Source organism: uncultured Anaerofustis sp. (assembly GCF_938029165.1).
Taxonomy (GTDB): Bacteria; Bacillota; Clostridia; order Eubacteriales; family Anaerofustaceae; genus Anaerofustis.
Map to the genome: position 1 here is coordinate 38,813 of NZ_CALHFB010000041.1, position 25,626 is coordinate 64,438.

Consider the following 25,626-nt stretch of genomic DNA (forward strand, 5'->3'; position numbering starts at 1 on the left):
TCGTATGTCAAAAGAATTTGTTGTAGAAACATATTTATTTTGTGAAAATTGTTTAGAAGATACGATGCACAGAGCCGTTTATAAAGATGGGGAAATAGTAAAACTTACATGCCTTCAGTGCGAAAATGAAATCATGCTTCATAGACCTTCACCTCGCATAAAGAAAGAAAAAGGCTTTACTAAATTTTTTACAAGACTGCTCGTGCCGAAATCGTAAAAATAAAATAAATAAAGAGGTAAAAAAATGCGTATAGGATTTGGATATGATGTTCATAGGCTGGGTAAGAATGAAGATCTTATCTTAGCCGGAGAGAAAATTGATTATCCGGAAGGGCTGATAGGACATTCCGATGCGGATGTTTTGGTTCATGCTTTAATGGATTCTATCCTTGGCGCACTTGCTTTGGGCGATATAGGAAAGCATTTTCCGGATACTGATGATAAATATAAAGGCATAAGCAGTATGCTTTTATTAAAAGAAGTTTGTAATCTTATTGATAAAGAAGGTTATGAACTTTGTAATGCTGATGTCACGCTGGTCATGCAGGCACCTAAAATAGCACCTTATATAGAAAAAATGCGCGAAAATATTTCTTTTATTATGAATACTCCTGTTAAAAACATAAGTATAAAAGCTACCACGGAAGAGAAACTAGGTTTTAGTGGCAGAAAAGAAGGTATAAAAGCCTACAGTGTATGTTTGCTTAAGGAGAAGGAATAAATGAAATTATATAATACGTTAACGAGAAAAAAAGAAGAATTTGTACCTATTAATGAAGGGGAAGTAAATATGTATGTATGCGGTCCTACCGTATACAACTTTTTCCATATCGGAAATGCCAGACCCTTCATTATTTTTGATACTTTGAGAAGATATCTTGAATATAAAGGCTATAAAGTCAATTATGTTCAAAACTTTACTGATATCGATGATAAAATAATCAATAAAGCAAAGGAAGAACATACGACAAGCAAGGCGGTCGCTGATAAATATATAAAAGAATACTTTACGGATGCCAAAGGGCTTGGTATAAAAGAAGCTACCGTTCATCCTAGAGTAAGCGAATGTATATCGGATATCATCGATTTGATAAGCGATTTGGAAAAGAACGGTTACGCTTATAATGTGGACGGAAACGTATATTACAGAGTAAGCAAATTTGAGGATTACGGAAAGCTTTCAAAGAAACCTATCGATGAACTTGTTTCGGGAGCCAGAGTCGAGGTGAATGACGAAAAAGAATCTCCGCTGGACTTTGCTCTTTGGAAAAAACAAAAAGAAGACAGTGAGATTGCATTCGATTCTCCTTGGGGAAAAGGTAGGCCCGGATGGCATATAGAATGTTCAGCAATGAGCAGAAAATATTTAGGTTCAACTATTGATATCCACGGAGGAGGAGAAGATTTGATTTTCCCTCATCATGAAAATGAAATAGCTCAGTCCGAAGGTGCTAACGGTAAAGATTTCGTACATTATTTTGTTCATAACGGATATATAAATATAAACAATGAAAAGATGTCTAAATCTAAAGGTAACTTCTTTATGGTAAGAGATATTGCAAAGGATTTTGATTTGGAAGTCGTAAGATTATTTATGCTGTCGGCTCATTACAAAACCCCTGTAAACTTTTCATTTGATATATTAAAACAGACAGAGAGCGGTCTTAACAGGCTATATAATACAAAAGAAAATCTTTTGTTCTTACTTGACAAGGTAAAAGATGAAGAGTTAAAAGAAGATGAAAAAGAATTTATAAGTGCTCTTCCAAAATACAGAGAAGAGTTCAAGGCTGCAATGGAAGATGATATAAATACTGCAAATGCGGTAAGTACCATTTATGAACTCAGTAAAGATATAAATTCAAATGTAAATGAAAACTCATCTAGAGAAATGATAAAAAAATCTTATGATATGTATATGGAGCTAAACGGAGTTTTGGGCTTACTTACAAAAGAAAAGGAAGATGAAATCCTTGAAGATGAGATCCTTGAACTGATTGAAAAAAGACAGGAAGCAAGAAAGAATAAAGACTTTACTCTTGCGGATAAGATAAGAGACGATCTGCTTGATAAAGGAATAGTTTTAAAAGATACCAGAGAAGGTGTAAAGTGGCACAAAGAGAAATAGATAATAAGAAAGATATTTTATCTATTGGAAGCAAGGAACTTGCTTATCTCGGGGACAGTGTCTACGAAGTAAATATAAGAAAGACATTAATCAGGCTTGGTATAAGAGGCGTAAAAGACTTGAACAAAATGAGTATGAACTACGTCTCTGCCCTTTATCAAGCCGATATTTTTTCTTTTTTAAAGGATTATTTAACCGAAGATGAAATGAAAGTAGCCCTAAGGGGAAGAAATACAAAAATTAAACATTCATCAAAGAGTGTAAATATTTCTACATACAGACTTGCTACGGCTCTTGAATGTGTTTTCGGATATCTGTATTTACTCGATGATATGGATAGGATCAAAGAGCTTATGGATAAAATATTTGAGTACAAAAAGGCAGAGGTAATATAATGAGCTACACTGTTTTGTATAGAGAATTCAGACCTAAAAATTTTGAAGAGATTATAGGTCAGGACAATATAATTAACATTTTAAAGAATCAGATAAAAAATGATTCTATTTCTCATGCCTACCTTTTCAGCGGTATAAGAGGAACCGGAAAGACCTCTACAGCAAAAGTGTTTGCTAAAAGCATATGCTGCTTAAATAATAAAGACGGCGAAGCCTGCAACGAGTGTGCTTCATGCAACGATATCAATATCGGAGACGGTGCGGATATAGTTGAAATAGATGCTGCTTCAAACAGAGGTATCGACGAGATAAGGGACTTAAAAGAAAAAGTAAATTATATGCCTAACTTCGGCAGATATAAAGTTTATATCATCGATGAAGTCCATATGTTAACGACAGAAGCCTTTAATGCGCTTCTTAAAACTTTGGAAGAACCGCCTTCCCATATAGTATTTATATTTGCAACCACGGAACCAAATAAAATATTACCTACTATACTATCTAGATGTCAGCGTTTTGACTTTAACAGGATAGACAGCGAAGTAGTAGTAAATCATCTTGCCAATATACTGGATAAAAAAGAAATAGAGTATGAAAAAGAAGCTTTGGCGCTTATTGCACTCAACACCGAAGGTGCTTTAAGAGACGCTTTAAGTTTACTCGATAAAGCTATTTCCGTAGTGAAAGACAATAAAATCACAAAAGAAATAGTAGATGATATATTAGGTTTGATAAGTGATGAGGAAATATTCCTTTTAGCTAACGGTATCCTTGAAAATGATGTAGATAAGAGCCTTAATGCTATACATGACTTTTTAAATAAAGGAAGAGAAGTCGGAAGTATAATAACTCAGCTTATGGAATATTACTCCAATAAAATAATAGCTGTAAATGTTAAAGAGCCCGAGAAGATAATAAATAAAAGCAGTACGTATATTGCTTCTTTAAGAGAAAGTTTTAATGGTTCTAAAGACAGTAAAAGGATAAGTGATATTCTATATTCTCTGGCTAAGCTTAAAAATGACATGAGGTTTTTCAGCGAACCGGAATTCTTATTTACCGCAAAGATAATAAATCTATGTTCGGGTGAGACAGATAATACTTTTAATAATAAAATCAGTGAAAATACTTCTGTAAATATTGATAACCAACAAATCGAAATCTTGAATGATAGGATAAGGTCTCTTGAGAGAGAAGTAAACAGTTTATCTTATTTAAAATCCGAAGTCGAAAAAATCAAGAATATGGATTTTTCCGGCGGGGTTATTCCTGTCAAGGAAGAAGTCATAGAACTCAAAGATAAACCCAAAAAGACGACACCAGACAGTAATGAAATCGTGGTTGATAAAAAAGATATCAAAGAAGCTGATAAGATTTTATCTCTCACACAGCGTTATATAATTAACAGTGCCAAAGATCCGCTTGTCGGTATGAGCGTAAATAAATTTAAAGTCGTCTCTCTTGAAGGTAATGTGCTTACTGTATATCCCGGTGAAGCACTTAATATGATGGACTTTTATTTTGACAATGACGGAGATAAAATATTTAAAGATATATTAAAAGAGAAGTCCGGCAGAAATTTAGATGTTGTTTATATTGACAAAAAGATAAAATTAAGATATAAAAATGATAGCAGTAAAAACAGTCTTAAAAGTTTAAAAAAAGATTTAAACATTAAAAATGATATCAAACCGGAACCGGAAGTAACTTCGAATACTCCTGTAAAAGAGGATGAGGTAGTTTCTAAAGCTTTGGAAAATGACAATATTGCTTCTGATTACAATCTTGACGAGATCATGTCGAGCAGCGAAGAAGAATATATATCGGATGAGGAATTATCGCAAATCAGTAATGAGATAGTTGTGGATGATATCATGGATGTAGAAGAAGATTATGATGCATCGATAATGGAAATATTCGGTGCCAGTGAAGAATAATGGAGGTAAATTTAAATGGCTAAAGGAAGAATGAATGGAATGGGCGGCGGCAATATGCAGGGTATGATGAAACAAATGCAGAAAATGCAGGCTGATATGGAAAGAATGCAGAAGGAATTGGAAGAAACAAATTATGAAGCAACAAGCGGCGGGGGTGCGGTTAAAGCCGTTGTAAGCGGAGAAAAACTTGTACAGTCTATAGAAGTAGATCCTGATATGCTAAAAGAAGAAGATGCCGAAATCATATGTGATATGATCGCTGCTGCCGTAAATGAAGCTTTAAATAAAGCGTCAAGCGATGCGAACAGCAAAATGGGTTCTTTGACGGGAGGACTTGGCGGACTTAATATTCCGGGATTATAAAATGAGTGTTTATTCTAAACCTATACTCAATTTAATAAACGAACTTTCAAAACTTCCCGGTGTAGGGAGGAAAACCGCAAGCAGGCTTGCTTATTATATAATCAATATGGAGCAAAGTGATGTGGATAGTTTATCCGAAGCTATCAAAGTAGCAAAGAAAGAATTAAAGTATTGCTCTATTTGTTACAATATAACGGATAAAGATCCTTGTGATATATGTTCAAGTAATAAAAGAGATAAATCTACTATATTGGTGGTAAGCGAGTCGAAAGACCTTATAGCCATTGAAAAAACAAAAGAGTATAATGGGCTTTATCATGTCCTCGGTGGGGTTATATCTCCTATGGAAGGGATAATGGTAGAAGATATAAGGATAAAAGAGCTTATAAGCAGGATAGGCACCAGTGATGATGTTGACGAGGTCATACTTGCTACAGGTTTTAACGTAGAAGGTGAAACTACCGCTATGGTAATCAAGAAACTTTTAAAGCCTTTTGATGATGTTAAGGTCACAAGGATAGCCAAGGGGCTTCCGCAGGGGGCAGACCTTGAGTATACCGACGGAGCTACACTTGCAAATGCAATCATAGGAAGAAATGAAATATAAAAGAATCGTCTGATATCAGACGATTCTTATTTTTTATCCAGTAATATCAAAAGTAATTCTTTTTTATCTTCCACACTCCAGCTTTTATAATCCTGAAACGCAACCATTGTAGAATCCTTTAGAAGATTTTTAAGAGTAAGGTTTAAATACTTTTCATCATTTAATAAACTTTCATCGAGAGAAGTATAATTATCCTTGATTTTTTTATTGTCTTCTCCTTTTGTTATATAATCAACACTTACATTAAATATTTCGCTTAATTTATTTGCCATTTCAGCAGATACTTTTCTGTTTCCCTTTTCGTACATACTAATTGTGTTAGAATGAACTCCGAGTTTTTGTCCCAGTTCCTGCTGTGTTAAACTATTATCTTTTCTAAGCTTCCTAATTCGATCTCCTATAGTATCCATTTTACTTCTCCGTATATGGGATTTATTATTTATTTTCTTTTATCCACCTTAATAATATCACAATTTGTTATTATTTTCAATACAGAAATCAACTAATTGTGTGAAAAATATCAATAAAATCACACAAAATGAATAATTTCGCTTGACAATCACACATATAGTGTGATAATCTACAAGTGTAGAAAGAACGTTCGATTTAGTAATGATTGTTGCAGGAGGCTTATTATGAAAACAGATTTATATAAACAAACAGAAAAGAGATTATATGATTATCCTTTTTTGATTAAGAGGATTGAAATGATACAAAAGAGGCTGGAAGAGCTTGAACCGGGCTCTCTTCCCTCAAGGTCGATTTATATCGCGACTAATTCAAACAGGATATATAATGATTTTGTCGCTGCGGAAGCTACAAATATTGCGGATTTTAAGATACTTCTTCAAAAAGAGTTAAAAGAAAAACAATCACTTGTTTTTGAAATAGAAAAGGCTTTGGAGTGTCTCACGGATTTGGAAAGAAAAGTCATCGTCATGAGATACTTCAAAATGCAGAGGATGACTGAAATAAGTGATAATCTGGGATATTCAAGAGAATATGGAAGCAGAGTCAGGAAGAGAGCCGTGAATAAAATCGGAATGGTTTTATGGGGCGTGACCAGTGAAGAAATGGATGAAACAAGAAATAATAACAGAAATAAGAAAAATTGATTTATCATAGACTTTGAATATTTTCAAAGTCTTTTTTTATTTGACAAAGTATATCAATTTTTATATAATAAGACCTAATTGTTTACTTTGTGAACTAATTTGGAGGGTATATGGAGACTGTAAGCGAAGATTTTTTGGATTCATGGATAAATCTTTCAACAATATTAAGAAATAAAAGGTATATGGTAAACTTATCTTTTAATGAGGGTGTATTATGCCATATTTTATATAAAGAACTTACAGTTCAAAACAATAAAAAAGGGCTTGCGATAAAAGAAATATGTGTAAGAACTGGTTTACTTAAGTCACAGATAAATAAAATAATAAACGGGCTTGTAGATAAAGGGCTTGTTAAAAGAACAAAAAGTGAAGAGGATAAAAGAGTTATTTATATATCCTTAAACGAAGATAAAATTGATGTATATAAAAAAGATTATAATGCGATTTTAAAGCTGATAGATAAGCTGGTATATAGTTTGGGAAAAGATAAGGCTAAGAACGCGACCGATATTTTCAATGAGATATCAGGGTATGTCGGTTTATTGCATAGGAGGTAAATATGGGAGTAAGAATATTAACAGATTCATCATCGGATTATGAACAAAATGAAATTAAAGAAAAGGGCATATTATTCGTACCTATAATGGTTTCTTTTGATGAAGAACATTATTATGACGGGGTGGATATTGATAAAGATACTTTTTATGATAAATTATTGAATACCGATATTTTCCCTAAGACCGCTCAGCCTGCACCGAGAGAATTTCTTAAATATTTTAATGAAGCCAAAGAAGCTGGAGATGATATAATAGCGATTTTACTCTCAAGCGGTTTAAGCGGAACGGTTCAGAGTGCAAATATTGCAAAGCAAATTGCAGATTATGATAATATATTCATCATTGACAGTGTACATGCCGTAACGGGGGTAAGATTATTGGTGGATACCGCCGTGAAGTTAAGAGATGAAGGTCTAAGCGGTAAAGAGATATACGAAAAACTATCTTATTTGGTTACGAAGCTTCGTTCCGTGGTAATGGTAGATACTTTGGAATATCTACATAAAGGCGGAAGGCTCACAAAAGCTCAGGCTGCTTTGGGAGAGGCAGTAAATATGAAACCAATCATAAGTATTGACAGTGAAGGTAAGCTTTTTATGAAAGATAAATCACTTGGTAAAGCCAGAGCTTATAAGAAAATGGTAAAAGAATATCAAAAAATAGACAGAGATATTAATTATCCCGCATATTTCCCTTATTCAAACGAGAAAGAAAACTGTGAAGAACTTATAAAAAGATTAAAATCAATAGATAAAAATATAAATGAAAATGATATATATAATATAGGACCAACAATTGGAGCTCATTTAGGCAGCGGAACGTTTGGGTTTACTGTGGTAGAAAAATAAAAGAAAGTCTAATGACTTTCTTTTTTAGTATAATGATATTATATTAATTATATTTAATTATTGATTACATCAAAAAATGTATTTATAAATAAAAAACATCGGTACTTAACCGATGCTATACATTTATCTTAATTCATATGTAAGAAGTGAATTATCGCTTTCTGTAAAATTTGTTAAGAATACTGTATTATATTCTTTGAAAAATTCTTCATATGCATATTGTGCTTTTTCAAGACTGTCAAATAAAGCAAAGACACTTGGTCCCGAACCGCTCATTTGTACACCGACCGCGTCTAATTTTTCAAACTTGTCTTTTATATATCTGATTTCGGGATACTTTTCTAAAACAAAAGGTTCAAAAACATTTATAAGTCCTTTTTTAAGTTTCTTTTTATCAGAGTTCAACAGTCCGTTCATCAAAGCTGTGAAATCCGGTCTTTTTAAATCAGTGGCATTATCAATAAGGTCATATGCAAATTTTGTACTTACACCAAAATCGGGTTTGCATAGTACGATATAACTTGGGATATATGGATAAATAGGTCTTATTTTTTCACCGATCCCCTCACACATCCCCGCTCCGCTGTGGATCAAAAACGGGATATCAGCACCGATCTTTCTTCCTATTTCACATAACTGATTTCTGCTTAAGCCAAGGTCATAGATTTTATTGTAAGCAATTAAAGCCGCTGCGCCGTTTGCACTGCCGCCTCCAAGTCCCGCACATACCGGTATTCTTTTTTCTATATGCACAGATAATAAATCTCTGTCACTTTTAAGTTTGGAGATTTCTTTTATACATTTATATACTATGTTATTTTCATCTCTTGGGACTTCGTCATTATTGCAGGTAATAACAATTTTTTCTGATTTTTCGAATGTTAGATAATCGTAAATATTGATTGAATGCATTACTGTTTTGATATCATGATAATTATCTTTTCTTTTACCCACTACATCCAATCCAAGATTGACTTTTGCGGGTATCTTGATTTGTAATTTATCCATGTTTTACCTTCGCTTACTTTTAAAATTATAACATCTTAGGTACGTTAATACATCTGCCGTCTTTATCCGGTGCATTTTGTAAAGCTTCTTCTATGTTAAGTCCTTCTTTTACTTCATCTTCTCTGACTACATTTTCAAGGTCTAATACATGTGCTAAAGATTTTACGTTTTCAATGTCTACATTATCTAAAGATTTTGCGTATTCAAGTTGCTTTGTAAGAGTATCTCTGTATGCCTCAACATCTTTTTCGTCTATATCAATCTTGGCAAGAGATGCGGTATATAGTACATCTTCTTTACTTACTTTCATAATATACTCCTTTATCCTATGATTTATATTATTCTATATTTTACTTTTTTTGGATTGAATAGTCAAGGAAGTATCTGAAACTAACCTTTAAATCTATTTATATTAATGTTTTCTTAATCAAAAACAATTATAATTTTAATATAAACTGTGCTATAATGTTAAATAATTAATACAGTATGGAGGATTAGACGTGAAAGTTATATTACTTGAAGATATAAAAGGTATAGGTAAAAAAAGAGAAATTAAAAATGTAAAAACCGGATATGCAAATAATTTCTTACTTAAGAATGGTAAGGCAGTTGAAGCGACAAAAGCAAATATAGAAAAACTGGAAGAAGAAATAAGGCTTGAAAATGAAAATAGAGCTAAATTGATTGAAGATGCTAAGAAGGCAAAAGCAGACCTTGAAAAAATATCTGTTGATTTAAAGGCAAAATCCGGTCCTGACGGAAAGCTTTACGGTTCCGTTACATCAATGGACGTGAGTGATGCAATAAAAAAAGCAAGCGGAGCAGATGTTGATAAAAGAAAAATAGTAATGGATAACATCAAAACCGAAGGCGAATATAAGGTAAAAGTAAAACTTTTTGAAGATATCGAAGCGATGGTTAAAATCAACGTAGTAAGTGAATAATTAAAATAGATAGTATTGAGTAAGGAGTCGGGAAGTGGCAGATAAACTAAGCTTAAAAGTTATGCCCCATAACAGTGAAGCGGAAAGATGTGTTCTTGGGTGCACATTGATAAACAGTGAAACTATAAGTGTAGTAAGAGAAGTTTTAAGTGTAGATGATTTTTATGATGACCAGCATAAATGGGTTTATAAATCAGTTTTGGCTCTTTCGGACAGAGGTAAAGCTGTAGACGCGCTTACTCTTTCAAATGAACTTAAAGAAAATGGTGTATTTGATAAGATTGGCGGTTATGAATTTTTAACTAAAATAGGTGACAGTGTAGTATCGACAAATAATATAGAGCACTACTGTGATATCATAAAAGAGAAATCTATAAGGCGAAGGCTTATAAGGGAGCTTGGAGATGTTATAGATAAATGTTATGCAAATGAAGATGATGCTTCTTCAATGATAGAAAGAGCTCAAAAGTCGGTTTATGATATATCCATGGATAATAATACCACTGATTTTACAAAATTATCGGATGCGGTCAGTGATGCCGTTAACGAACTCAACAGGATTCAAAAGCTGGATGAGAAAGTCATAGGGGTACCTTCAGGTTTTGAAGCGATAGATGATATTACATCCGGATTTCAAAAAGGGGATCTTGTACTTATTGCCGCCAGACCTAGTATGGGTAAGACCGCACTTGCGGTTAATATAGCTCAAAATGCCGCTATAAGACATAAGCAAGCTGTAGCCATATTTTCACTTGAAATGCCTACAAAACAGCTGGCTAACAGAATTATGTCCGGAGAAGCAGAGGTCGATTCTTCAAGACTTAGGATAGCTAATATATTCCCAAGCGAGTGGTCAAGCCTTTATGATATGGTAAGGACTATAAGAGAAAATGATGTAAAATTATTTATCAATGATACCTCAGGTATTTCCGTGGGAGAGCTTAGAAGAAAGTGCAGAAAACTTAAAGCTACCGAAGGCTTAGATTTGATTATCATAGACTACTTACAGCTTATGACCATAAATGAAAGAGTTGAGAGCAGGCAGCAGGAAATTTCTACTATTTCAAGAACTTTAAAGGGAATAGCAAAAGAACTTGGATGTCCTGTGATTGCACTCAGTCAGTTATCCCGTGGACCGGAAGCAAGGACAAATAAAAGGCCTATGCTTTCAGACCTTAGAGAGTCGGGGGCGATTGAGCAAGATGCCGACCTTGTAATGCTTTTATACAGAGATAAATATTATAACCCTGAGAGTGAGGATGATTCTACGGAAGTTATAATAGCAAAACATAGAAATGGTAGTGTTGGAACTGTTAAGCTCAAGTTCCATGGAGAATACACAAAATTCATCACTGTTGAAGATGATCCTACGAGTTCTGAAGCATATAGTGATGATAATTTAGTATAGGAGATGAAAATAAATGAGAGATATTTTTGAAAAGGACTTTATTTTAAGAGTGCTGGTTCCTTTGGCCGGTACAATGCTGGTTTCCGGAGTGCTTTACATCTTAGGTAATGTATTTCTTATACTTGTCGCTCTTATTGTATTTGCTGGACTGTTTTTCTTCACAAAATATTCAAAAGATAATCTTGAAGAAGAAATATATTATGAAGAAGAAGATACCAGCCCTATTGAGGAAATAAGAAAAGAAATCAACAAACCTGTGGATTATTATGAAGAATATGATTCAGAACCCGTAAAACCTAAGGTAAATACTTATGATGATATGCTGGATGATTACGGCTCTGCACTTTTGAATGTAGAGGATGAAGATGGGGAAGCTCTTCATTTTGAAAAAGCATCGTCTTTAACGCAACAAATCAGGACCAGTGTAGATGAAGATTACCCTGAACCTGTTAGAAGAAGCGAGAAAAAAATAAGTAAACCAAAGCAAAAGAAAAATGTAAATGTGGTTTCCAGATCCATGAATAATATAAAAAGAAAAAGAGAAGTTCCTGTTAAGAATGAAATCAATTATGATGATGATTTTGAATTTGAATATGGTTCTTATGACGAATAAAATATTAACAAGAAAACAATAGTGATGTTGTATTTTTGTATATAGTGATTATAAAATGTAATCATTATGTTGTAAAATGTGCTGAGTATCTAATTGATTTAGACGGTTTTTAAAGAAAATATTATATATGTAAATAACACCCCAATATTATTTGGGGTGTTATTTATTTTTTTGTTTATAATATTTTATTCTTTAACTTTTTAATTGTTTTTAACCATATAAATATAATATAGCTATATACTGACCTTAACAGATATGTATTGTGTGTTATAAATTATATTTGTTATAATGAAAAAAAACATTTAAATATTATTTTTAACAAGACGTTACAAAAAATATACAAAATGTATATAATTGGGAAATTAAAATCAAACTTAATATATGGATTTTCGATGTGTTTCGTTATGGTATTTATGATGAATTTATTGGAGACATTTATAAATATTGGTGAGGTCAGCTTAAATACATTTTTGTTAAGTTTTAGAACTTTGCCTTTTGTTTTTATAGCGGCTTATTTGATTCAAAATCTTGCTGTGGGTAAAATAAAGGATAGAGCTATAGATTTTTTCTTGGACGAGAAAAAGTGAGACTAATTTTATATTGTTCAATGTGATCTTTATTGTTACGGCAATGTCTCTTATCATGACTGTGGTCGGCGCAGTAATTGCGGGGGAATATGTAAATGAGATATTAAGTAATTATTTTTTGATATGGACGAGGAACTTTTGTGCGACATTTTTTATAAATATTATTCTTGCGGAACCTATCAGCCGATTTGTAGCAACAAAAGTAAATAACTTATTTAACGAATAAAAAAACACCTGATCGGTGTTTTTATTTTAATAAATATTCATTTATCATTTCCGCTACCGCATTTTCATTGTTAGTCCTTTTAAGTACATAATTAGCTGCTTTTTTGGTAAATTCATCCGCATTTTGTACTGCAAAAGAATATTTGGTATTTTCAAGAAGCTCTACATCACTTGCCTGATCCCCTATGGTCGCGGCTTCATTTTTATCTATATCATAATGTTTCATCAATGCTTCAAGCCCTGTAAATTTATTTACTTTTGTTGGTCTTATATCATAAACATTTCTGTCGACTGTCCCATAAATACTTTTAGGTAAATAACTTTTTAAATATTCAAGATCCTTTTTGTCTTTGAAGTGTACCGATATCCTATAACAGTCTCTAAGGGAAGTTAAATCCCCTTTAAAAAGACCTTCATCATCTATCCAAGTCCTTACATCATCAAGAAGTTCTCCTTCATTTTTATAAAAATAACCTTCTCTGTTAAGAGGCATAAAATCTCTGTTGTCTAAGGTGAATTTTTCTACTAAATAATCATATATATCATTATCTATAGTAACAAGCTCTTCATGTCCGTTTATGAAGTCCAAAAGCAATGCTCCGTTTACACCAATGTGCTTGTTTTTTATGATTTTTAATTCCTCGACGATGGGTTTTATAGACGCGTCGTTTCTTCCTGATATAATGCTTACTATTATTCCCTTGTCGATACATTTTTGAATTGCTTTTTTATCTTCCTTTGATATGGTGTTATCATCTCTTATTAATGTTTTATCAAGATCCAGTGCAAGTAGTTTAACCATTTTAATCTCCAAGAACTATATTCAATAAATCAAGCGGTTTATCAATATAATAATCTGCATTGCAGGTTTTAATTTCTTCTTCGTTACCGTATCCGTATTTTACCATTACGGAGTCCAATTTATTTAAATGCCCGCCTTCTATGTCGGTAGGTTTATCCCCTATCATCAATGTTTTTTTAGTATTATTTATATTTAATACTTTCATTGTTTCTCTTACCAAATCGGCTTTGTTTCCTCTTGTTTGCAAATCATCCTGTCCGTTAATAAATTTAAAGAATTTATCGATTTTAAAGTATTCAGCCTGGCATACGACATTTTCAAGAGGTTTGTTCGATGCAATGGCGAGTGTTACTCCTTTATTATATAGCGTTTCTATAAGCTCATAAACTCCTTCAAATAAACTCGCTTCATAAACTCCTTTTTCTCTGACGTATTTTCTATGTATCATTATGGCTTTCGCACCTTCTTCTTTTGAAAAACCATATTTATCCACAATTAGATGTGCAAAAGGCGGTCCAATCATTTTTTTTACATTTTCTATCGTTTCTTCTATCCCATATTCGCCAAGGCACTTTACAAATCCTTTCGCTATGCCCAGCCATGAATCCACTATTACACCGTCAAAATCAAAAATTACTGTATCGTATTTCATATAAAGCCTCACTTTCAATAACTATATATTAATATAATGATATAAATAATTCAATTTAAAAATACTTTTTAAAAGAAAGAAATAAATAATATTAAAATTAAAAAATAGAAGAAATTACTTTCTTCTATTTTTGTTATTTTTTGCTTTCTGCTCACTTTTATTGATTTTATGAAGTATCAATAACATCAGGTATATCAATAAGACATTAAATCCCACAGATAAAGTAGTATTTACCACTTGATCTTTTTTTTCTCTTTTTAAAATAATTTTTTCATCATTATCTTTTGAATTATCCTTACTCTCCTCTTTTACTTTTGTCCCTATTTTTTTTATCTTGTTTAAATGAGTCAATATTTTTTTACCATATCCTTTTCCCGGATATGCCCAGCCTTTTTTATATGGATTATCCGAATAACCCAAATATTCGACATACATAGCTTTTCCCCTCAGAGAATCATTCCATCTCGGGTCTACGCATTTTCCCTTTAGAGGTTCTTTAGAAGCATAGCATTTAAGATGCTGGACGACTGCTCTTATACCTATCGTCATTGTTTTGAATTTAGCGCCTTTAACACCTCCTCCGGTCGTTCCGAGCCCCGCAAAGTTATTTTGTTCTTTTGTTACATCTCCTCCGTAATTTAAACATCCGGTTTCGTGCATCATTACACAAAATGCGATATCAGGTCTAACACCTTCTTTTTTTGCTTCTTTGATCGTTGTTTTGACGAAGCTTAAAGCATACTTTTTTGTGATTGAATTTTTTGTGTTCGGTTTATTGTTTTTTATTAAATATGTATACATTTGTTCAGCTGTGCAAGCGGAGTTTTCCCCCATTATTTTAGTGAGCTTTTTTTCTTCCTTCCCATTTACTAACGACGGAAAACATGGTAATATTAATAACGTTATAATAATAGATATAATAAATAAGCGAAAATTATTAATTTTTTGTGAATAATTCATGAAAAGCCTCTTTTTTTACATTTTTTATACTATTATTATTATAAATTAAAAAAAACAGTTTTTTTGTAAATTTTAATATAAATAAAATAAAAATATTATTGTAACGGAAGGTAGTACATTGAAAAAGTCTTTAACAAAAATATTAGGGATATTATTAATAGGAATTATTTTAGCCGGTGCTACATTATTTATGTATGTATCTCTTACATTACCGGATATTTCCGGATATACATATTCGCCTAAGCTGAAAACTCAGATCTTAACCAGCGATAAGAAGTTGGTAGGTGAGATTTATGATGAAAATAGGACACTTGTATCTATAGATGATATGCCGGAAGATTTGGTTCATGCCGTGGTTGCAATAGAAGACAGAAGATTTTATAAACATCACGGATTTGACCTTAAAGGGATATTCAGAGCAATTGCGGTAAACCTTAAGGGAGACGGCATTCATGAAGGTGCATCAACCATAACTCAGCAAGTTGTAAGAAGGCTATTCTTATCGGATGAGCGTACATATACAAGAAAGATAAAAGAAATTCTCCTTGCCGTTAAATTTGAGCAGGAATTCAGTAAAGATGAGATAGTAGAGATTTATTTAAATGATGTATTCATGGGACAGGGAACTTACGGTGTAGAAGAAGCTTCAAAGAGATTTTTCGGAAAGCATGTAAAAGACTTGACTCTTGAGGAATGTGCACTCCTCGCAGGTATACCTCAGGCCCCTACAGTATATAATCCAACTACCAAGACAGGATATAAGCAGTCTAAAATCAGAAAAGAAGAAGTTTTGGATGCTATGGAGGACAGCAGATATATAACTCATGAAGAAAATGAAAAGGCAAAAGCCGTTAAAATATCTATCAGAAAAAGTGATTCTCAAAAGAACTTTAACGGAAGAACAAGGAAAGGTTGCGGTGCTTATTCACAAAGAGTATTAAGCGAAGCTCAAAATGTTCTTGTAAACAGTTTTACAAATAAAAATCAAATGAGTAAGAAAAAGGCTCAGGAAAAAGTTGAACAAATGATAAATCAGGACGGTATAAAAATTTATTGTTCTCTTAATATGAGTCTTCAAACTGCAGGGGTAAAGAGTGTAGATAGTTTTATGTCTGCTTACGGACTCAAAGACAGTGCGGATATGGCTTTTGTAACTGTAGACGGCTCGAACGGGAAAGTTCTTGCCTATTATGGAGGCTCATCTTCAATAGATATGGCAAATACACCTCGTCAGCCCGGAAGTACGATAAAACCACTATATGTATCTAAATATTTGGAGCAGCCTGACAAGACCATATATTCAACCGTTCAGGACGGACCGATAAACCTTTACGGATATTCTCCTAAAAATTACGGAAATAAATATTACGGAAGAGTAACTATACAAAAGGCAATAACAAATTCACTAAACACTGCTTGTTTAAGATTATACGATGAACTCGGTGTTAAAGAAAACGGGGACCTTGCAGGATATGATGCGGTAAAAGAATTTGGATTTTCAACGCTTGTCGATGTTAAAGACGATCCGGTATATAACGATAACAACTATGCATTCGCACTTGGCGGACTTACTTATGGATTTAAGCCTTTGGAACTTGCCAATGCCTATTCTGCTTTTGCAAATGACGGAGAAAAGTATCCTTATTATTTTGTTGATAAAATCACTACCAAGGACGGAAAAGTACTATATGAAAGAGAACCTTCAACTTCAAAGAGGATAAGAACAAGTGAAGCAAATTCCGCAATAGTTGAATGTATGAAAGGCGTTGTCAGATATGGTACCGGTACTCTTGCGCAGACTCAGTACGAAACTTTTGGTAAGACAGGTACCACACATGATAATAAAGACTTCTGGTTCTGCGGTGTGACCGGAAACCTTGCTACAAGTATTTGGGTCGGAACTCCGTCCAATAAAATATTATATGGAATAAGTTCATCCGGTGTTGCTTCATTCTACAATAGATACGTAAATAATACCAATGAAATAGACGATTTTGGCAAAATTGCGAATGTAAATACTAATAATACTTCGGATAAAGAAGTTGAGTATAAAAATATATTAGTTGTAAAAGATAATATAGATGTTACAAACAGAGAATATTTTACAAGACTTGAAGTTGAAACTGTTTCTGTTCCCGAAGAAGATGTAAGTAAGTATTCTGACAGAATGGTTACCAAAGCAACCGTTGATGCTTCAACAGGACTTTTATTCAATAAAGAGAAATGTGATAAAGAAAACAAAGAAATAAGATATTATATCAGCGGAAAAGAACCTAAACAGTTGTGTAACAAACTTCATATATTTTAAAGGTATATAATGGAAGATATAAAAAAAGAGATAGAAAAATTAACCGAAGAGTTATTAGAACATAACAGAAAATATTACGAAGAGGATAATCCAAGCATATCTGATTATGATTATGATATGCTTATTAGGAAGTTAAGTAAACTTGAAGAAGAATATCCTCAGTACAAAAAAGAATATTCCCCTACCGACAGAGTAGGGGGAAAGGCTCTTGATGCCTTTGATAAAGTAAAGCATGAGTATAAGCAGCTAAGCTTAGCTAATGCTTTTTCTTATGATGAACTTTTAGATTTTGACCAAAGAGTAAAGAAGGAGATTGAAAATCCAACGTATACTTTGGAAAATAAATTTGACGGTCTTACAATAGTCCTTACTTATAAAAAAGGACTTTTATCGGTGGGGGCTACAAGAGGTGACGGTGAAGTAGGCGAAGATGTTACTTTAAATGTAAAAACCATTAAATCAATTCCTCTGAAACTCAATGAAGAAGTCGACTTGACGGTCAGAGGCGAAGTCCTTATATATAAAGACAATTTCAAAAAGATAAATAAAGAAAGAGAAAAAGAGGGGCTCAGTCTTTTTGCTAATCCGAGAAATATGGCAGCGGGTTCCATAAGGCAGCTTGATTCAAAAATAGCGGCAAAGAGAAATCTTGACTGTTTTATATTTAATCTTGAACATATCGATGGAAAGACATTATCATCACATAGTGAAAGTCTTGATTATTTAAAATCTTTAGGATTTAAAGTAAGTGAATATAAGATATTTAATAATATAAAGGATATCTTTGATGAGCTTATCAAAAAAGAAGACAGCAGAAGATCCATGCCTTATGAAATAGACGGGGCTGTTATAAAATTGAATGATCTCGAACAGAGAGAACTTTTAGGTTCTACAAATAAAAATCCTAGATGGGCTATAGCATATAAATTTTCCGAAACAAAAGTCAAGACAAAACTTACAGATATCATTGTAAATGTGGGTAGGACCGGTACTCTTACACCTGTTGCAATTCTGGAAGGCGTTAGGATAGACGGGTCGTTCGTGAGCAGGGCTACTCTTCACAATGAGGATTATATCAATGACAATGATATAAGGATAGGTGATAATGTAATCGTGAAAAAAGCCGGCGAGATTATCCCACAGGTCATAAGCTCTGTTAAAGAAGACAGAAACGGCGATGAAAAACTATTTGAAATGCCTAAAAACTGTCCTGTTTGCGGCAAGGAAGTAGTACGACAAGAAGGAAACAGTGCGGTCAAGTGTATCAATGTTGATTGTCCCGCTAAGGTTTCCCGGGAAATAATTCATTTTGCTTCAAGGGAAGCTATGAATATAGATACTCTCGGAGAAAGAGTCCTTGAAACTTTGATTGAAAAAGATTTGATTCAGGATGTAAGTGATATTTATAAACTGGAAAATAAGAAAGAGGAAATAGAAAGCCTTGAAAAAATGGGTGAGAAATCCGTTTCCAATATGTTAAACGCAATAGAAAAATCCAAAGAAAATTCACTTGAAGATTTATTGTTTGCATTATCTATTAACTTAGTGGGTAAGCAAGGAGCTAAATTATTAGCTAAGAGATTTAAGACAATGGATAATTTGATAAAAGCTTCCTATGAAGATATCGTAGATATCAATGAAATCGGCGATAAAATGGCTACCGAAATTATAAATTTCTTTAAAAATCCTTCTAAACTTGCTTTAATAGAAAGATTAAAAGCCGTCGGAGTAAATATGAAATATATTGACGAAGAAAATGATAATTTGAAATTTGAAGGAATGACTTTTGTTCTTACCGGTACCTTATCAAAGTATAAAAGAAATGACGCTAAAAAGATAATTGAGAATTACGGAGGAAAGGTTTCTTCTTCGGTCAGCAAAAAGACAACTTACGTGCTTGCCGGAGAGAATGCGGGAAGTAAAGAAGAAAAAGCTAAAGAACTCGGTGTTAAGATAATTTCCGAAAATGAATTTGAAAATATGATTTAAATAAAGTCTCTTACTAGATTAGTAAGAGACTTTTATTTTGTATTTACTGGAATTTAAAACAAAAAAATATTATAATAAGTCTATATTTGTATAAAAAGAGGGCATTATGGATTTTAGATATTTTTTTGTCTCCCCGGATAGCGGAGGCTATGTACCGGAGGAACTTACATGGAGATTATTTGATATAGGTCATTTATTAACACTTCTTTGTGTAGGTTTTGTGGTTATATATATGTGTAAAAAATTTTCTTTGTGGAACATAAAAAAGCAAGATAGCTTTATAAAAAAGATTGCGGTTTTTATGCTCATGCAAGAAGTATTTAAAAATATAGTTCATTATTTGACGGGAGTCTTGATTTACGAAGATATACCGCTTCATTTATGTAGGTTTTCCATATTTATGACATTGTGGTATGCCTTTAAGCCCAATAAATTGAATAATGAATATTTATATGCTTTTTCTCTTCCGGCTTCGGTTGCTGCACTTATGTTTGCCGATTGGACCAAGTTTGCTAGGATATCTTTTACAAATATAGATTCTACCATATTTCATATGCTGCTTCTTATGGTACCGATGTTACTGATATACTCCGGCAGATTAAAGCCCAATTATAAAAATTTAAATAGTTGTATAATGTTTATGTTTCCTGTCGGACTTATAGTATTTAGAATTAATAAAATCATTGGAACTAATTTTATGTTTTTAAATACTCCCTCTCCCGGTTCTCCTCTAGTACTTCTCGAAAATTTGTTTGGAAGTCCGGGGTATATATTTGCGGGTATATGCTTAATTTTTATCATATGGATATCAATGTATTTGCCTTGGGAAATCAAATATAAGAAAGAAAGTGAAATTGAGCAGTTAGCTTAAAATAAAGTGAGGAATGATTATGACTTTAAAATATTTTTTTGCAAATCCAAATATAGTTCCTTCATCATTAAAATGGCATGCTTATGGTATGGAACATCTGATTTTACTGTTTATTATATTTGTTTTTAATATATTTATGTGTAAGAAATTCGTTAAATTAAGTGTAGAACAGCAAAATAAGCTCTTAAAATTTTTTGCCATACTTATTGTTTTTCAGGAAATATTAAAGGATATCCTTCATTATTATGCAGGCACCTTAAATTTAGAACATTTGCCTCTTCATTTGTGCGGGATATCAATATTTATAACTTTTTGGTATGCGTTTAAACCCGGTAAAGTAAGTGGTGAATATTTATATGCATTGTCTTTTCCCGGAGCTTTGGCGGCATTATTGTTTCCGAACTGGACTGAGTATCCGATGATGCATTTTTCAAATATAAATTCTTTTACTATACATACGTGGCTGGTTGTATTTGTTACGATGCTTTTATACAGCGGCAGATTGAAACCTGATTTTAGGAATTTACCAAAGACATCTTTACTTATAGGTATCCTTGCTGTACCTATATATTTTATAAATAAATTATGGGATACAAACTTTATGTTCTTAAATGGACCGTCCAAAGGGTCTCCGTTGGTATTTTTATATGATATCTTTGGCGGAGGTTATTTAATAGCTTTGATTGTTTTAGTACTGAGTGCTTGGCTGTTGATGTATCTGCCTTGGGAAGTGATTTACAGGAAAAAAGCTAATAGAGAAAGTGAACAGATAGCTTAAAAGGATAGACTAAAGTCTATCCTTTTATTTTAACTTCATTTTTTAATTCTTTTCTATCATAAAAATCATCTAAGTTTTGTATTGTATTTTTTGCGATATTTTTCAAAGCCTCATCTGTTAGAAAAGCCTGATGAGATGTGAGTATAACATTTGGCATTGAAACTAAAGCCGATAGCTTATCATCTCTTTTGATTAGATCTGATTTATCTTCGTAAAAGAAATCTTTTTCACCTTCATATACATCGAGACATGCTCCTCCTATAAAGCCATCTTTAAGAGCACTTATTAATGAATCAGTTTCAATTAATTCTCCTCTTGAAGTATTTATTATATAAACTCCTTTTTTCATTTTTCTTATATTTTCTTCATTTATTAGATATTTTGTATCTTCGGTTAAAGGACAGTGAAGAGAAATTATATCACTGGTATTTAAAAGAGTGTTTAAATCGACATATTGTATATCACTATCTTTTTTGGGATATAGATCGTATGCAATCACATTCATTTTAAAACCTTTGCATATATCTATAAGTTCTTCTCCGATTTTCCCCGTTCCGATTATGCCTATTGTCTTTCCCTTTAAATCAAATCCGACCATACCGTTTAGACTAAAATTATAATCTCTTGTTTTGGTATATGCTTTGTGTATTTTTCTGTTTAGAGTTAAAAACATGCCTATTGCATATTCAGCTACTGAGCTTGGAGAATATGAAGGAACGTTCAGTACTTTTATTTTATCTTTTGCCGCATTTAAATCGACATGATTATATCCGGCACATCTTAATGCTATTACTTTAATTCCCAAGTCATATAAAACATCAATAGTATCCTTATCCAAATTGTCATTTACAAAAGAAATTATGCCGCTGGAACCCGAAGCTAAAATAGCAGAGTTTTTGTTAAGTCTGCTCTCATAAAATTCTATTTCATAATTTTTGTTGTAATAATCAAACCATTTTCTATCATAAGATTTCGTATTAAAAAAACATATCTTTTCCATATATGTATTTTTCTCAGAATTTTCATTTATATTCTTTTTAATTTTAAGTCTAAAATACGAGTATATATTTATAATTCATAACAGGAAAAATTCTTAATTACTTATATTATTTCCCAAGTCAAGTAAAATCAATAAAACACAATATATTGTGTTTTTTGTGCTTGACAATATTATATACCACAATATATAATTGTTAACGTAGCCTTGATGAGGCAGTTGAACCGATTAGAAAATATAGGAGAATAATGATGGTAACAGAGATTTTAAAAAGAGACGGACGTACAAGTAAATACGAAAAGAAGAAGATAACAGATGCCATTTATAAAGCAGCCGAAGCAGCGGGCGGACAGGATTATGCTACGGCAAAAGAGCTATCTGATAAAGTAGATAATATTTTAAACGATAAGTATATAGATATAGTTCCTACTGTGGAACAAATACAAGATACGGTTGAGAAGACTTTGATTGAAAGCGGACATGCCAAAACTGCAAAGAATTACATACTATATAGGGCGGAAAGAAATAAAGTCAGAGAGATGAATACCAAGCTGATGAAGATATATGAAGATCTGACTTTCAAAAGCTCCATTGAAAATGATGTAAAGAGAGAAAATGCAAATATAAACGGTGATACCGCCATGGGAACCATGCTAAAATATGGTTCCGAGGGTGCAAAAAACTTTTATGAAATGTTTATTTTGGACGAAAAACATGCTGCCGCACATGCCAAAGGTAATATTCATATTCATGACTTGGATTTTTATACTTTAACTACGACGTGCTGTCAGATAGATTTAACAAAATTATTTAAAGGCGGATTTTCTACAGGGAACGGATTTATAAGAGAGCCAAAGGATATAAGGACTTATTCCGCACTCGCTTGTATTGCCATACAGTCCAATCAAAATGATCAGCACGGCGGACAAAGTATTCCGAAGTTCGATTATGATTTAGCTCAGGGTGTAAAAAAAACATATAGAAAAATTTATGTCACGAATATGGCTAAAGCCTTGGAACTTCTCGCCGGGATAGAAAACAGTGAAGAAGTCTCTAAGGATATATATAAAAATATCGAAGAAAAATCAGGTTTGTATCCTACGCTTGATGATAATGAAAAATTTTTAAAACTTGAGAGAGAAGAACTTGATAAATTAGACCATGACGACGTTGATACTCTAATTTCTTTTACAAAGAAAAGTTCTTTGAAAGAAACCGACAAAGCTACATATCAGGCTATGGAAGCACTTATACATAATCTAAATACTATGCATTCCAGAGCCGGTGCACAGGTTCCTTTCAGTTCAATAAACTACGGAACCGATACTTCCAGTGAAGGAAGAATGATTATTAAAAATATCCTGCTTGCAACAAAGTCAGGTTTGGGAAACGGAGAAACTCCTATTTTCCCCGTTCAAATATTTAAAGTGAAGGAAGGAGTTAACTACAATCCTGAAGACCCTAATTATGATTTGTTTAAACTTGCTATAGAAGTTTCCAGTGAGAGACTATTTCCTAACTTCTCCTTTATAGATTCTCCTTTCAACTTAAAATATTATAAAGAGGGAGATCCGGACTCTGAAATTGCTTATATGGGGTGCAGAACAAGAGTAATGGCAAATGTTGATAAAGATAATGAAATAGTGACCGGCAGAGGAAATTTAAGTTTTACTTCCATAAATCTTCCTAGACTTGCTATAGAAGCAAAAGGTGATATTGATAAATTTTATTCAATGCTTAATGATGAGATGAACCTTTGTGTTAAACAGCTTTTGCACAGATTTAAAATACAATGTTCAAAGACAGTAAGAAATTCTCCGTTCTTAATGGGTGAAGGAGTATGGATCAATTCTGAAAATTTAAAGCCGGATGATACGGTTGAAGAAGTTTTGAAGCATGGTACTTTAAGTATCGGGTTTATCGGGCTTGCGGAAACACTGACTGCTTTAGTTGGTAAACATCATGGGGAAAGTGAAGAAAGCGAAAGACTCGGACTTGAAATCATTTCTCACATGAGAGATAAAGTAGATGAAGAAACAGAAAGGCGCGGTCTCAATTTTTCTTTGGTTGCGACTCCTGCCGAAGGATTATCCGGAAGATTTGTAAGGATGGATAAAAAGAGATATGGTATTATCGAAGGTGTAACCGATAAAGATTATTATACAAATTCATTTCATGTACCTGTTGGATATGATATAAGTGCCTTTGATAAAATCAAAAAAGAAGCACCTTTCCATGAACTGACAAACGGCGGGCATATAACATATGTTGAGCTTGACGGTGATACGACAAAGAATTTAGAAGCATTTGAAAAAATAGTAAGATGTATGAAAGATATGGGGCTTGGTTACGGTGCTATAAATCATCCTGTTGACAGAGATCCTGTATGCGGATATAACGGGGTAATCTATGATGAATGCCCTCACTGTCACAGAAAAGAAGATGACACGGACGTTCCATTCGAAAGAATAAGAAGGATAACAGGATATCTGGTAGGTACTTTGGATAGATTTAATAATGGAAAAAGGGCTGAAGAATCTGATAGAGTGAAGCATTCACTAAATTCACAAATGGAAAACTTATAGGAGGTAATATAATGAACACAGCAAAAGAATTAACTTATGAAACTAAAATAAATGATACTAATGTGTATGTATACGGAAATATAGATAATTTAACTAAAGAAGAAATCAAAGCATATATCAAAGAAGTTGAAAGAGAAAAAAACAGTGAAGTGATTGAACTTAATTTATATGCGGATGAAGAAAGCGGATATATCGGAAGAAGTGCGAAAGTAAAACCTATTCCTTTCGATAGGATAAGAAGGATAACCGGATATTTGGTAGGTACTTTGGATAGATTTAATGATGCTAAAAGAAGTGAAGAGCAGGATAGGGTAAAACATTCTCTAAATTCTAATATGGAAAGACTTTAGTATGGATGAAGAAAAAGAAATAAGGATAGCCGGCATTGTCAGAGAATCCATTGTAGACGGTCCGGGACTGAGGTTTACTCTTTTTGTCCAGGGATGTCCTCATAAATGCCCTGAATGCCATAATCCCCAAACTCATGATTTTAACGGCGGACAAGTTATCAGTCATGAAAAAGTATTAAATGCTATATTTGATAATCCCCTTTTAAGCGGTGTGACCTTTTCAGGCGGAGAACCCTTCATGCAGGCTAAAAGTTTATATTTAATAGGGAAGGAAATTAAAAATAAAGGTTTGAATTTAATTACTTATACCGGATTTTTATTTGAAGATTTATTGAAAATGAGTGAAAATGATCCTTATATATTAAAGCTTATAAAATTAAATGATTATATAATGGATGGAAAATTTGAGCTTAAAAATAAAACTTATGATAAAACCTTTGTTGGAAGCTCCAATCAAAGAAGGATCGATGTTAAAAATACGATAGAAAATAATTATAAAATTATAGAAAAAGACTTCTAAATGAAGTCTTTTTTATTTATGTTACTTAATAAGAAATAATAATGGTAAATAATGATATATTTTATCAAATATTGTTGTA

At 32.7% G+C, this 25,626-nt stretch carries 29 protein-coding genes; 22 read left to right on the forward strand and 7 right to left on the reverse strand.

The features are described from left to right. Nucleotides 1-4 precede the first annotated feature (4 nt). From Q0516_RS07315 to recR, 7 genes are read left to right on the forward strand one after another with little or no spacing between them, the layout of a single operon-like run. Nucleotides 5-217, forward strand: coding sequence for a zinc ribbon-containing protein (locus tag Q0516_RS07315; RefSeq protein ID WP_257480851.1), 213 nt, complete (start codon nt 5-7; stop codon nt 215-217). Nucleotides 218-244: 27 nt separating this feature from the next. After that, nucleotides 245-721, forward strand: a complete 477-nt coding sequence (gene ispF / locus Q0516_RS07320) for a 2-C-methyl-D-erythritol 2,4-cyclodiphosphate synthase (RefSeq protein WP_257480852.1) — start codon at nt 245-247, stop codon at nt 719-721. Then, on the forward strand, nt 722-2,128 hold the full coding sequence (gene cysS, locus Q0516_RS07325) for a cysteine--tRNA ligase (protein WP_257480853.1): 1,407 nt from the start codon (nt 722-724) through the stop codon (nt 2,126-2,128). Next, entirely contained in the window at nt 2,110-2,523 is a 414-nt protein-coding gene (locus tag Q0516_RS07330; RefSeq protein ID WP_257480854.1) for a ribonuclease III domain-containing protein, read from the forward strand. The genes cysS and Q0516_RS07330 overlap by 19 nt, the downstream gene beginning before the upstream one ends. Then, a complete protein-coding gene (dnaX, locus tag Q0516_RS07335) occupies nt 2,523-4,460 on the forward strand; it encodes a DNA polymerase III subunit gamma/tau (protein ID WP_294466997.1) in 1,938 nt (645 codons plus the stop codon). The genes Q0516_RS07330 and dnaX overlap by 1 nt, the downstream gene beginning before the upstream one ends. A 15-nt stretch (nt 4,461-4,475) precedes the next feature. After that, nucleotides 4,476-4,823, forward strand: a complete 348-nt coding sequence (locus Q0516_RS07340; protein ID WP_007050431.1) for a YbaB/EbfC family nucleoid-associated protein — start codon at nt 4,476-4,478, stop codon at nt 4,821-4,823. 1 nt (nt 4,824) lies between these two features. Continuing rightward, nucleotides 4,825-5,430: a recombination mediator RecR gene (recR, locus tag Q0516_RS07345; protein WP_294467004.1), complete on the forward strand. Its 606-nt coding sequence runs from the start codon at nt 4,825-4,827 to the stop codon at nt 5,428-5,430. Nucleotides 5,431-5,456: 26 nt separating this feature from the next. Here the strand turns inward: recR and Q0516_RS07350 are convergent, their stop codons facing one another. Then, a complete protein-coding gene (locus Q0516_RS07350; RefSeq protein ID WP_294467005.1) occupies nt 5,457-5,840 on the reverse strand; it encodes a helix-turn-helix transcriptional regulator in 384 nt (127 codons plus the stop codon). Nucleotides 5,841-6,065: 225 nt separating this feature from the next. Between Q0516_RS07350 and Q0516_RS07355 the strand changes: the two genes are divergently transcribed. The 3 genes from Q0516_RS07355 to Q0516_RS07365 all read left to right on the forward strand — a co-directional run bounded on the left by Q0516_RS07355 (nt 6,066) and on the right by Q0516_RS07365 (nt 7,950). Next, nucleotides 6,066-6,545, forward strand: coding sequence for a sigma factor-like helix-turn-helix DNA-binding protein (locus tag Q0516_RS07355; RefSeq protein WP_294467006.1), 480 nt, complete (start codon nt 6,066-6,068; stop codon nt 6,543-6,545). Between the two features lie 110 nt (nt 6,546-6,655). Further along, complete coding sequence (locus tag Q0516_RS07360) at nt 6,656-7,102, forward strand: MarR family transcriptional regulator (protein WP_294467007.1); 447 nt, start codon at nt 6,656-6,658, stop codon at nt 7,100-7,102. Nucleotides 7,103-7,104: 2 nt separating this feature from the next. Then, a complete protein-coding gene (locus Q0516_RS07365) occupies nt 7,105-7,950 on the forward strand; it encodes a DegV family protein (RefSeq protein WP_257480860.1) in 846 nt (281 codons plus the stop codon). Between the two features lie 123 nt (nt 7,951-8,073). Here Q0516_RS07365 and ispE read toward each other — a convergent pair whose 3' ends face one another. Next, on the reverse strand, nt 8,074-8,958 hold the full coding sequence (ispE, locus tag Q0516_RS07370) for a 4-(cytidine 5'-diphospho)-2-C-methyl-D-erythritol kinase (RefSeq protein WP_117531095.1): 885 nt from the start codon (nt 8,956-8,958) through the stop codon (nt 8,074-8,076). A 25-nt stretch (nt 8,959-8,983) separates the two neighbouring features. Then, nucleotides 8,984-9,268 carry an Asp-tRNA(Asn)/Glu-tRNA(Gln) amidotransferase subunit GatC gene (gene gatC, locus Q0516_RS07375; protein ID WP_294467020.1) on the reverse strand — a complete coding sequence of 95 codons (285 nt, stop codon included), beginning with the start codon at nt 9,266-9,268 and terminating at the stop codon, nt 8,984-8,986. A 190-nt stretch (nt 9,269-9,458) separates the two neighbouring features. Between gatC and rplI the strand changes: the two genes are divergently transcribed. The 5 genes from rplI to Q0516_RS07400 all read left to right on the forward strand — a co-directional run bounded on the left by rplI (nt 9,459) and on the right by Q0516_RS07400 (nt 12,736). Beyond that, nucleotides 9,459-9,902 (forward strand): 50S ribosomal protein L9, encoded by a 444-nt coding sequence (gene rplI / locus Q0516_RS07380; RefSeq protein WP_117531099.1) that lies wholly within the window; start codon nt 9,459-9,461, stop codon nt 9,900-9,902. 34 nt (nt 9,903-9,936) lie between these two features. After that, nucleotides 9,937-11,310: a replicative DNA helicase gene (gene dnaB, locus Q0516_RS07385; protein ID WP_117531101.1), complete on the forward strand. Its 1,374-nt coding sequence runs from the start codon at nt 9,937-9,939 to the stop codon at nt 11,308-11,310. A gap of 13 nt (nt 11,311-11,323) precedes the next feature. Beyond that, nucleotides 11,324-11,923 carry a TipC family immunity protein gene (locus tag Q0516_RS07390; protein ID WP_294467028.1) on the forward strand — a complete coding sequence of 200 codons (600 nt, stop codon included), beginning with the start codon at nt 11,324-11,326 and terminating at the stop codon, nt 11,921-11,923. A 344-nt stretch (nt 11,924-12,267) separates the two neighbouring features. Next, nucleotides 12,268-12,510: a hypothetical protein gene (locus Q0516_RS07395; protein WP_299237541.1), complete on the forward strand. Its 243-nt coding sequence runs from the start codon at nt 12,268-12,270 to the stop codon at nt 12,508-12,510. Nucleotides 12,511-12,532: 22 nt separating this feature from the next. Beyond that, nucleotides 12,533-12,736 carry a hypothetical protein gene (locus Q0516_RS07400; RefSeq protein WP_299237542.1) on the forward strand — a complete coding sequence of 68 codons (204 nt, stop codon included), beginning with the start codon at nt 12,533-12,535 and terminating at the stop codon, nt 12,734-12,736. 21 nt (nt 12,737-12,757) lie between these two features. Here the strand turns inward: Q0516_RS07400 and Q0516_RS07405 are convergent, their stop codons facing one another. The 3 genes from Q0516_RS07405 to Q0516_RS07415 all read right to left on the reverse strand — a co-directional run bounded on the left by Q0516_RS07405 (nt 12,758) and on the right by Q0516_RS07415 (nt 15,023). Continuing rightward, nucleotides 12,758-13,537 (reverse strand): HAD hydrolase family protein, encoded by a 780-nt coding sequence (locus Q0516_RS07405; RefSeq protein WP_294467034.1) that lies wholly within the window; start codon nt 13,535-13,537, stop codon nt 12,758-12,760. A gap of 1 nt (nt 13,538) precedes the next feature. Further along, the gene (locus Q0516_RS07410) at nt 13,539-14,189 is read right to left on the reverse strand and encodes an HAD hydrolase-like protein (RefSeq protein WP_294467037.1); all 651 of its coding nucleotides are present in this window, start codon (nt 14,187-14,189) and stop codon (nt 13,539-13,541) included. Nucleotides 14,190-14,303: 114 nt separating this feature from the next. After that, on the reverse strand, nt 14,304-15,023 hold the full coding sequence (locus Q0516_RS07415) for a glucosaminidase domain-containing protein (RefSeq protein WP_299237543.1): 720 nt from the start codon (nt 15,021-15,023) through the stop codon (nt 14,304-14,306). A 244-nt stretch (nt 15,024-15,267) separates the two neighbouring features. Between Q0516_RS07415 and Q0516_RS07420 the strand changes: the two genes are divergently transcribed. The 4 genes from Q0516_RS07420 to Q0516_RS07435 all read left to right on the forward strand — a co-directional run bounded on the left by Q0516_RS07420 (nt 15,268) and on the right by Q0516_RS07435 (nt 21,095). Beyond that, entirely contained in the window at nt 15,268-17,457 is a 2,190-nt protein-coding gene (locus Q0516_RS07420; RefSeq protein WP_294467041.1) for a transglycosylase domain-containing protein, read from the forward strand. A 9-nt stretch (nt 17,458-17,466) separates the two neighbouring features. Next, nucleotides 17,467-19,446, forward strand: a complete 1,980-nt coding sequence (ligA, locus tag Q0516_RS07425) for an NAD-dependent DNA ligase LigA (RefSeq protein ID WP_294467043.1) — start codon at nt 17,467-17,469, stop codon at nt 19,444-19,446. Nucleotides 19,447-19,552: 106 nt separating this feature from the next. Beyond that, nucleotides 19,553-20,317: a TIGR02206 family membrane protein gene (locus Q0516_RS07430; RefSeq protein ID WP_294467045.1), complete on the forward strand. Its 765-nt coding sequence runs from the start codon at nt 19,553-19,555 to the stop codon at nt 20,315-20,317. Nucleotides 20,318-20,336: 19 nt separating this feature from the next. Continuing rightward, complete coding sequence (locus Q0516_RS07435) at nt 20,337-21,095, forward strand: TIGR02206 family membrane protein (RefSeq protein WP_257480872.1); 759 nt, start codon at nt 20,337-20,339, stop codon at nt 21,093-21,095. 16 nt (nt 21,096-21,111) lie between these two features. Here Q0516_RS07435 and Q0516_RS07440 read toward each other — a convergent pair whose 3' ends face one another. Then, nucleotides 21,112-22,095, reverse strand: a complete 984-nt coding sequence (locus tag Q0516_RS07440; protein WP_294467053.1) for a 2-hydroxyacid dehydrogenase — start codon at nt 22,093-22,095, stop codon at nt 21,112-21,114. A gap of 248 nt (nt 22,096-22,343) precedes the next feature. Between Q0516_RS07440 and Q0516_RS07445 the strand changes: the two genes are divergently transcribed. The 3 genes from Q0516_RS07445 to nrdG are packed head-to-tail and all read left to right on the forward strand — an operon-like array spanning nt 22,344 to nt 25,547. After that, on the forward strand, nt 22,344-24,677 hold the full coding sequence (locus tag Q0516_RS07445; RefSeq protein ID WP_294467071.1) for an anaerobic ribonucleoside triphosphate reductase: 2,334 nt from the start codon (nt 22,344-22,346) through the stop codon (nt 24,675-24,677). Between the two features lie 11 nt (nt 24,678-24,688). Continuing rightward, nucleotides 24,689-25,027 carry an anaerobic ribonucleoside-triphosphate reductase gene (gene nrdD / locus Q0516_RS07450; RefSeq protein WP_257480875.1) on the forward strand — a complete coding sequence of 113 codons (339 nt, stop codon included), beginning with the start codon at nt 24,689-24,691 and terminating at the stop codon, nt 25,025-25,027. 1 nt (nt 25,028) lies between these two features. After that, nucleotides 25,029-25,547: an anaerobic ribonucleoside-triphosphate reductase activating protein gene (gene nrdG / locus Q0516_RS07455; protein WP_294467060.1), complete on the forward strand. Its 519-nt coding sequence runs from the start codon at nt 25,029-25,031 to the stop codon at nt 25,545-25,547. Nucleotides 25,548-25,626: the final 79 nt, after the last annotated feature.

Coding starts and splice junctions, on each gene's coding strand:
- Q0516_RS07390 (WP_294467028.1), top strand. CDS start 11,324: ATGAGAGATATTTTTGAAAAGGACTTTATTTTAAGAGTGCTGGTTCCT.
- ispE (WP_117531095.1), bottom strand. CDS start 8,958: ATGGATAAATTACAAATCAAGATACCCGCAAAAGTCAATCTTGGATTG.
- Q0516_RS07360 (WP_294467007.1), top strand. CDS start 6,656: ATGGAGACTGTAAGCGAAGATTTTTTGGATTCATGGATAAATCTTTCA.
- Q0516_RS07355 (WP_294467006.1), top strand. CDS start 6,066: ATGAAAACAGATTTATATAAACAAACAGAAAAGAGATTATATGATTAT.
- ispF (WP_257480852.1), top strand. CDS start 245: ATGCGTATAGGATTTGGATATGATGTTCATAGGCTGGGTAAGAATGAA.
- Q0516_RS07440 (WP_294467053.1), bottom strand. CDS start 22,095: ATGGAAAAGATATGTTTTTTTAATACGAAATCTTATGATAGAAAATGG.
- gatC (WP_294467020.1), bottom strand. CDS start 9,268: ATGAAAGTAAGTAAAGAAGATGTACTATATACCGCATCTCTTGCCAAG.
- Q0516_RS07315 (WP_257480851.1), top strand. CDS start 5: ATGTCAAAAGAATTTGTTGTAGAAACATATTTATTTTGTGAAAATTGT.
- Q0516_RS07405 (WP_294467034.1), bottom strand. CDS start 13,537: ATGGTTAAACTACTTGCACTGGATCTTGATAAAACATTAATAAGAGAT.
- nrdD (WP_257480875.1), top strand. CDS start 24,689: ATGAACACAGCAAAAGAATTAACTTATGAAACTAAAATAAATGATACT.
- Q0516_RS07435 (WP_257480872.1), top strand. CDS start 20,337: ATGACTTTAAAATATTTTTTTGCAAATCCAAATATAGTTCCTTCATCA.
- Q0516_RS07350 (WP_294467005.1), bottom strand. CDS start 5,840: ATGGATACTATAGGAGATCGAATTAGGAAGCTTAGAAAAGATAATAGT.
- recR (WP_294467004.1), top strand. CDS start 4,825: ATGAGTGTTTATTCTAAACCTATACTCAATTTAATAAACGAACTTTCA.
- Q0516_RS07395 (WP_299237541.1), top strand. CDS start 12,268: ATGTATATAATTGGGAAATTAAAATCAAACTTAATATATGGATTTTCG.
- cysS (WP_257480853.1), top strand. CDS start 722: ATGAAATTATATAATACGTTAACGAGAAAAAAAGAAGAATTTGTACCT.
- nrdG (WP_294467060.1), top strand. CDS start 25,029: ATGGATGAAGAAAAAGAAATAAGGATAGCCGGCATTGTCAGAGAATCC.
- Q0516_RS07340 (WP_007050431.1), top strand. CDS start 4,476: ATGGCTAAAGGAAGAATGAATGGAATGGGCGGCGGCAATATGCAGGGT.
- Q0516_RS07365 (WP_257480860.1), top strand. CDS start 7,105: ATGGGAGTAAGAATATTAACAGATTCATCATCGGATTATGAACAAAAT.
- Q0516_RS07430 (WP_294467045.1), top strand. CDS start 19,553: ATGGATTTTAGATATTTTTTTGTCTCCCCGGATAGCGGAGGCTATGTA.
- ligA (WP_294467043.1), top strand. CDS start 17,467: ATGGAAGATATAAAAAAAGAGATAGAAAAATTAACCGAAGAGTTATTA.
- Q0516_RS07445 (WP_294467071.1), top strand. CDS start 22,344: ATGGTAACAGAGATTTTAAAAAGAGACGGACGTACAAGTAAATACGAA.
- Q0516_RS07415 (WP_299237543.1), bottom strand. CDS start 15,023: ATGGGGGAAAACTCCGCTTGCACAGCTGAACAAATGTATACATATTTA.
- dnaX (WP_294466997.1), top strand. CDS start 2,523: ATGAGCTACACTGTTTTGTATAGAGAATTCAGACCTAAAAATTTTGAA.
- Q0516_RS07410 (WP_294467037.1), bottom strand. CDS start 14,189: ATGAAATACGATACAGTAATTTTTGATTTTGACGGTGTAATAGTGGAT.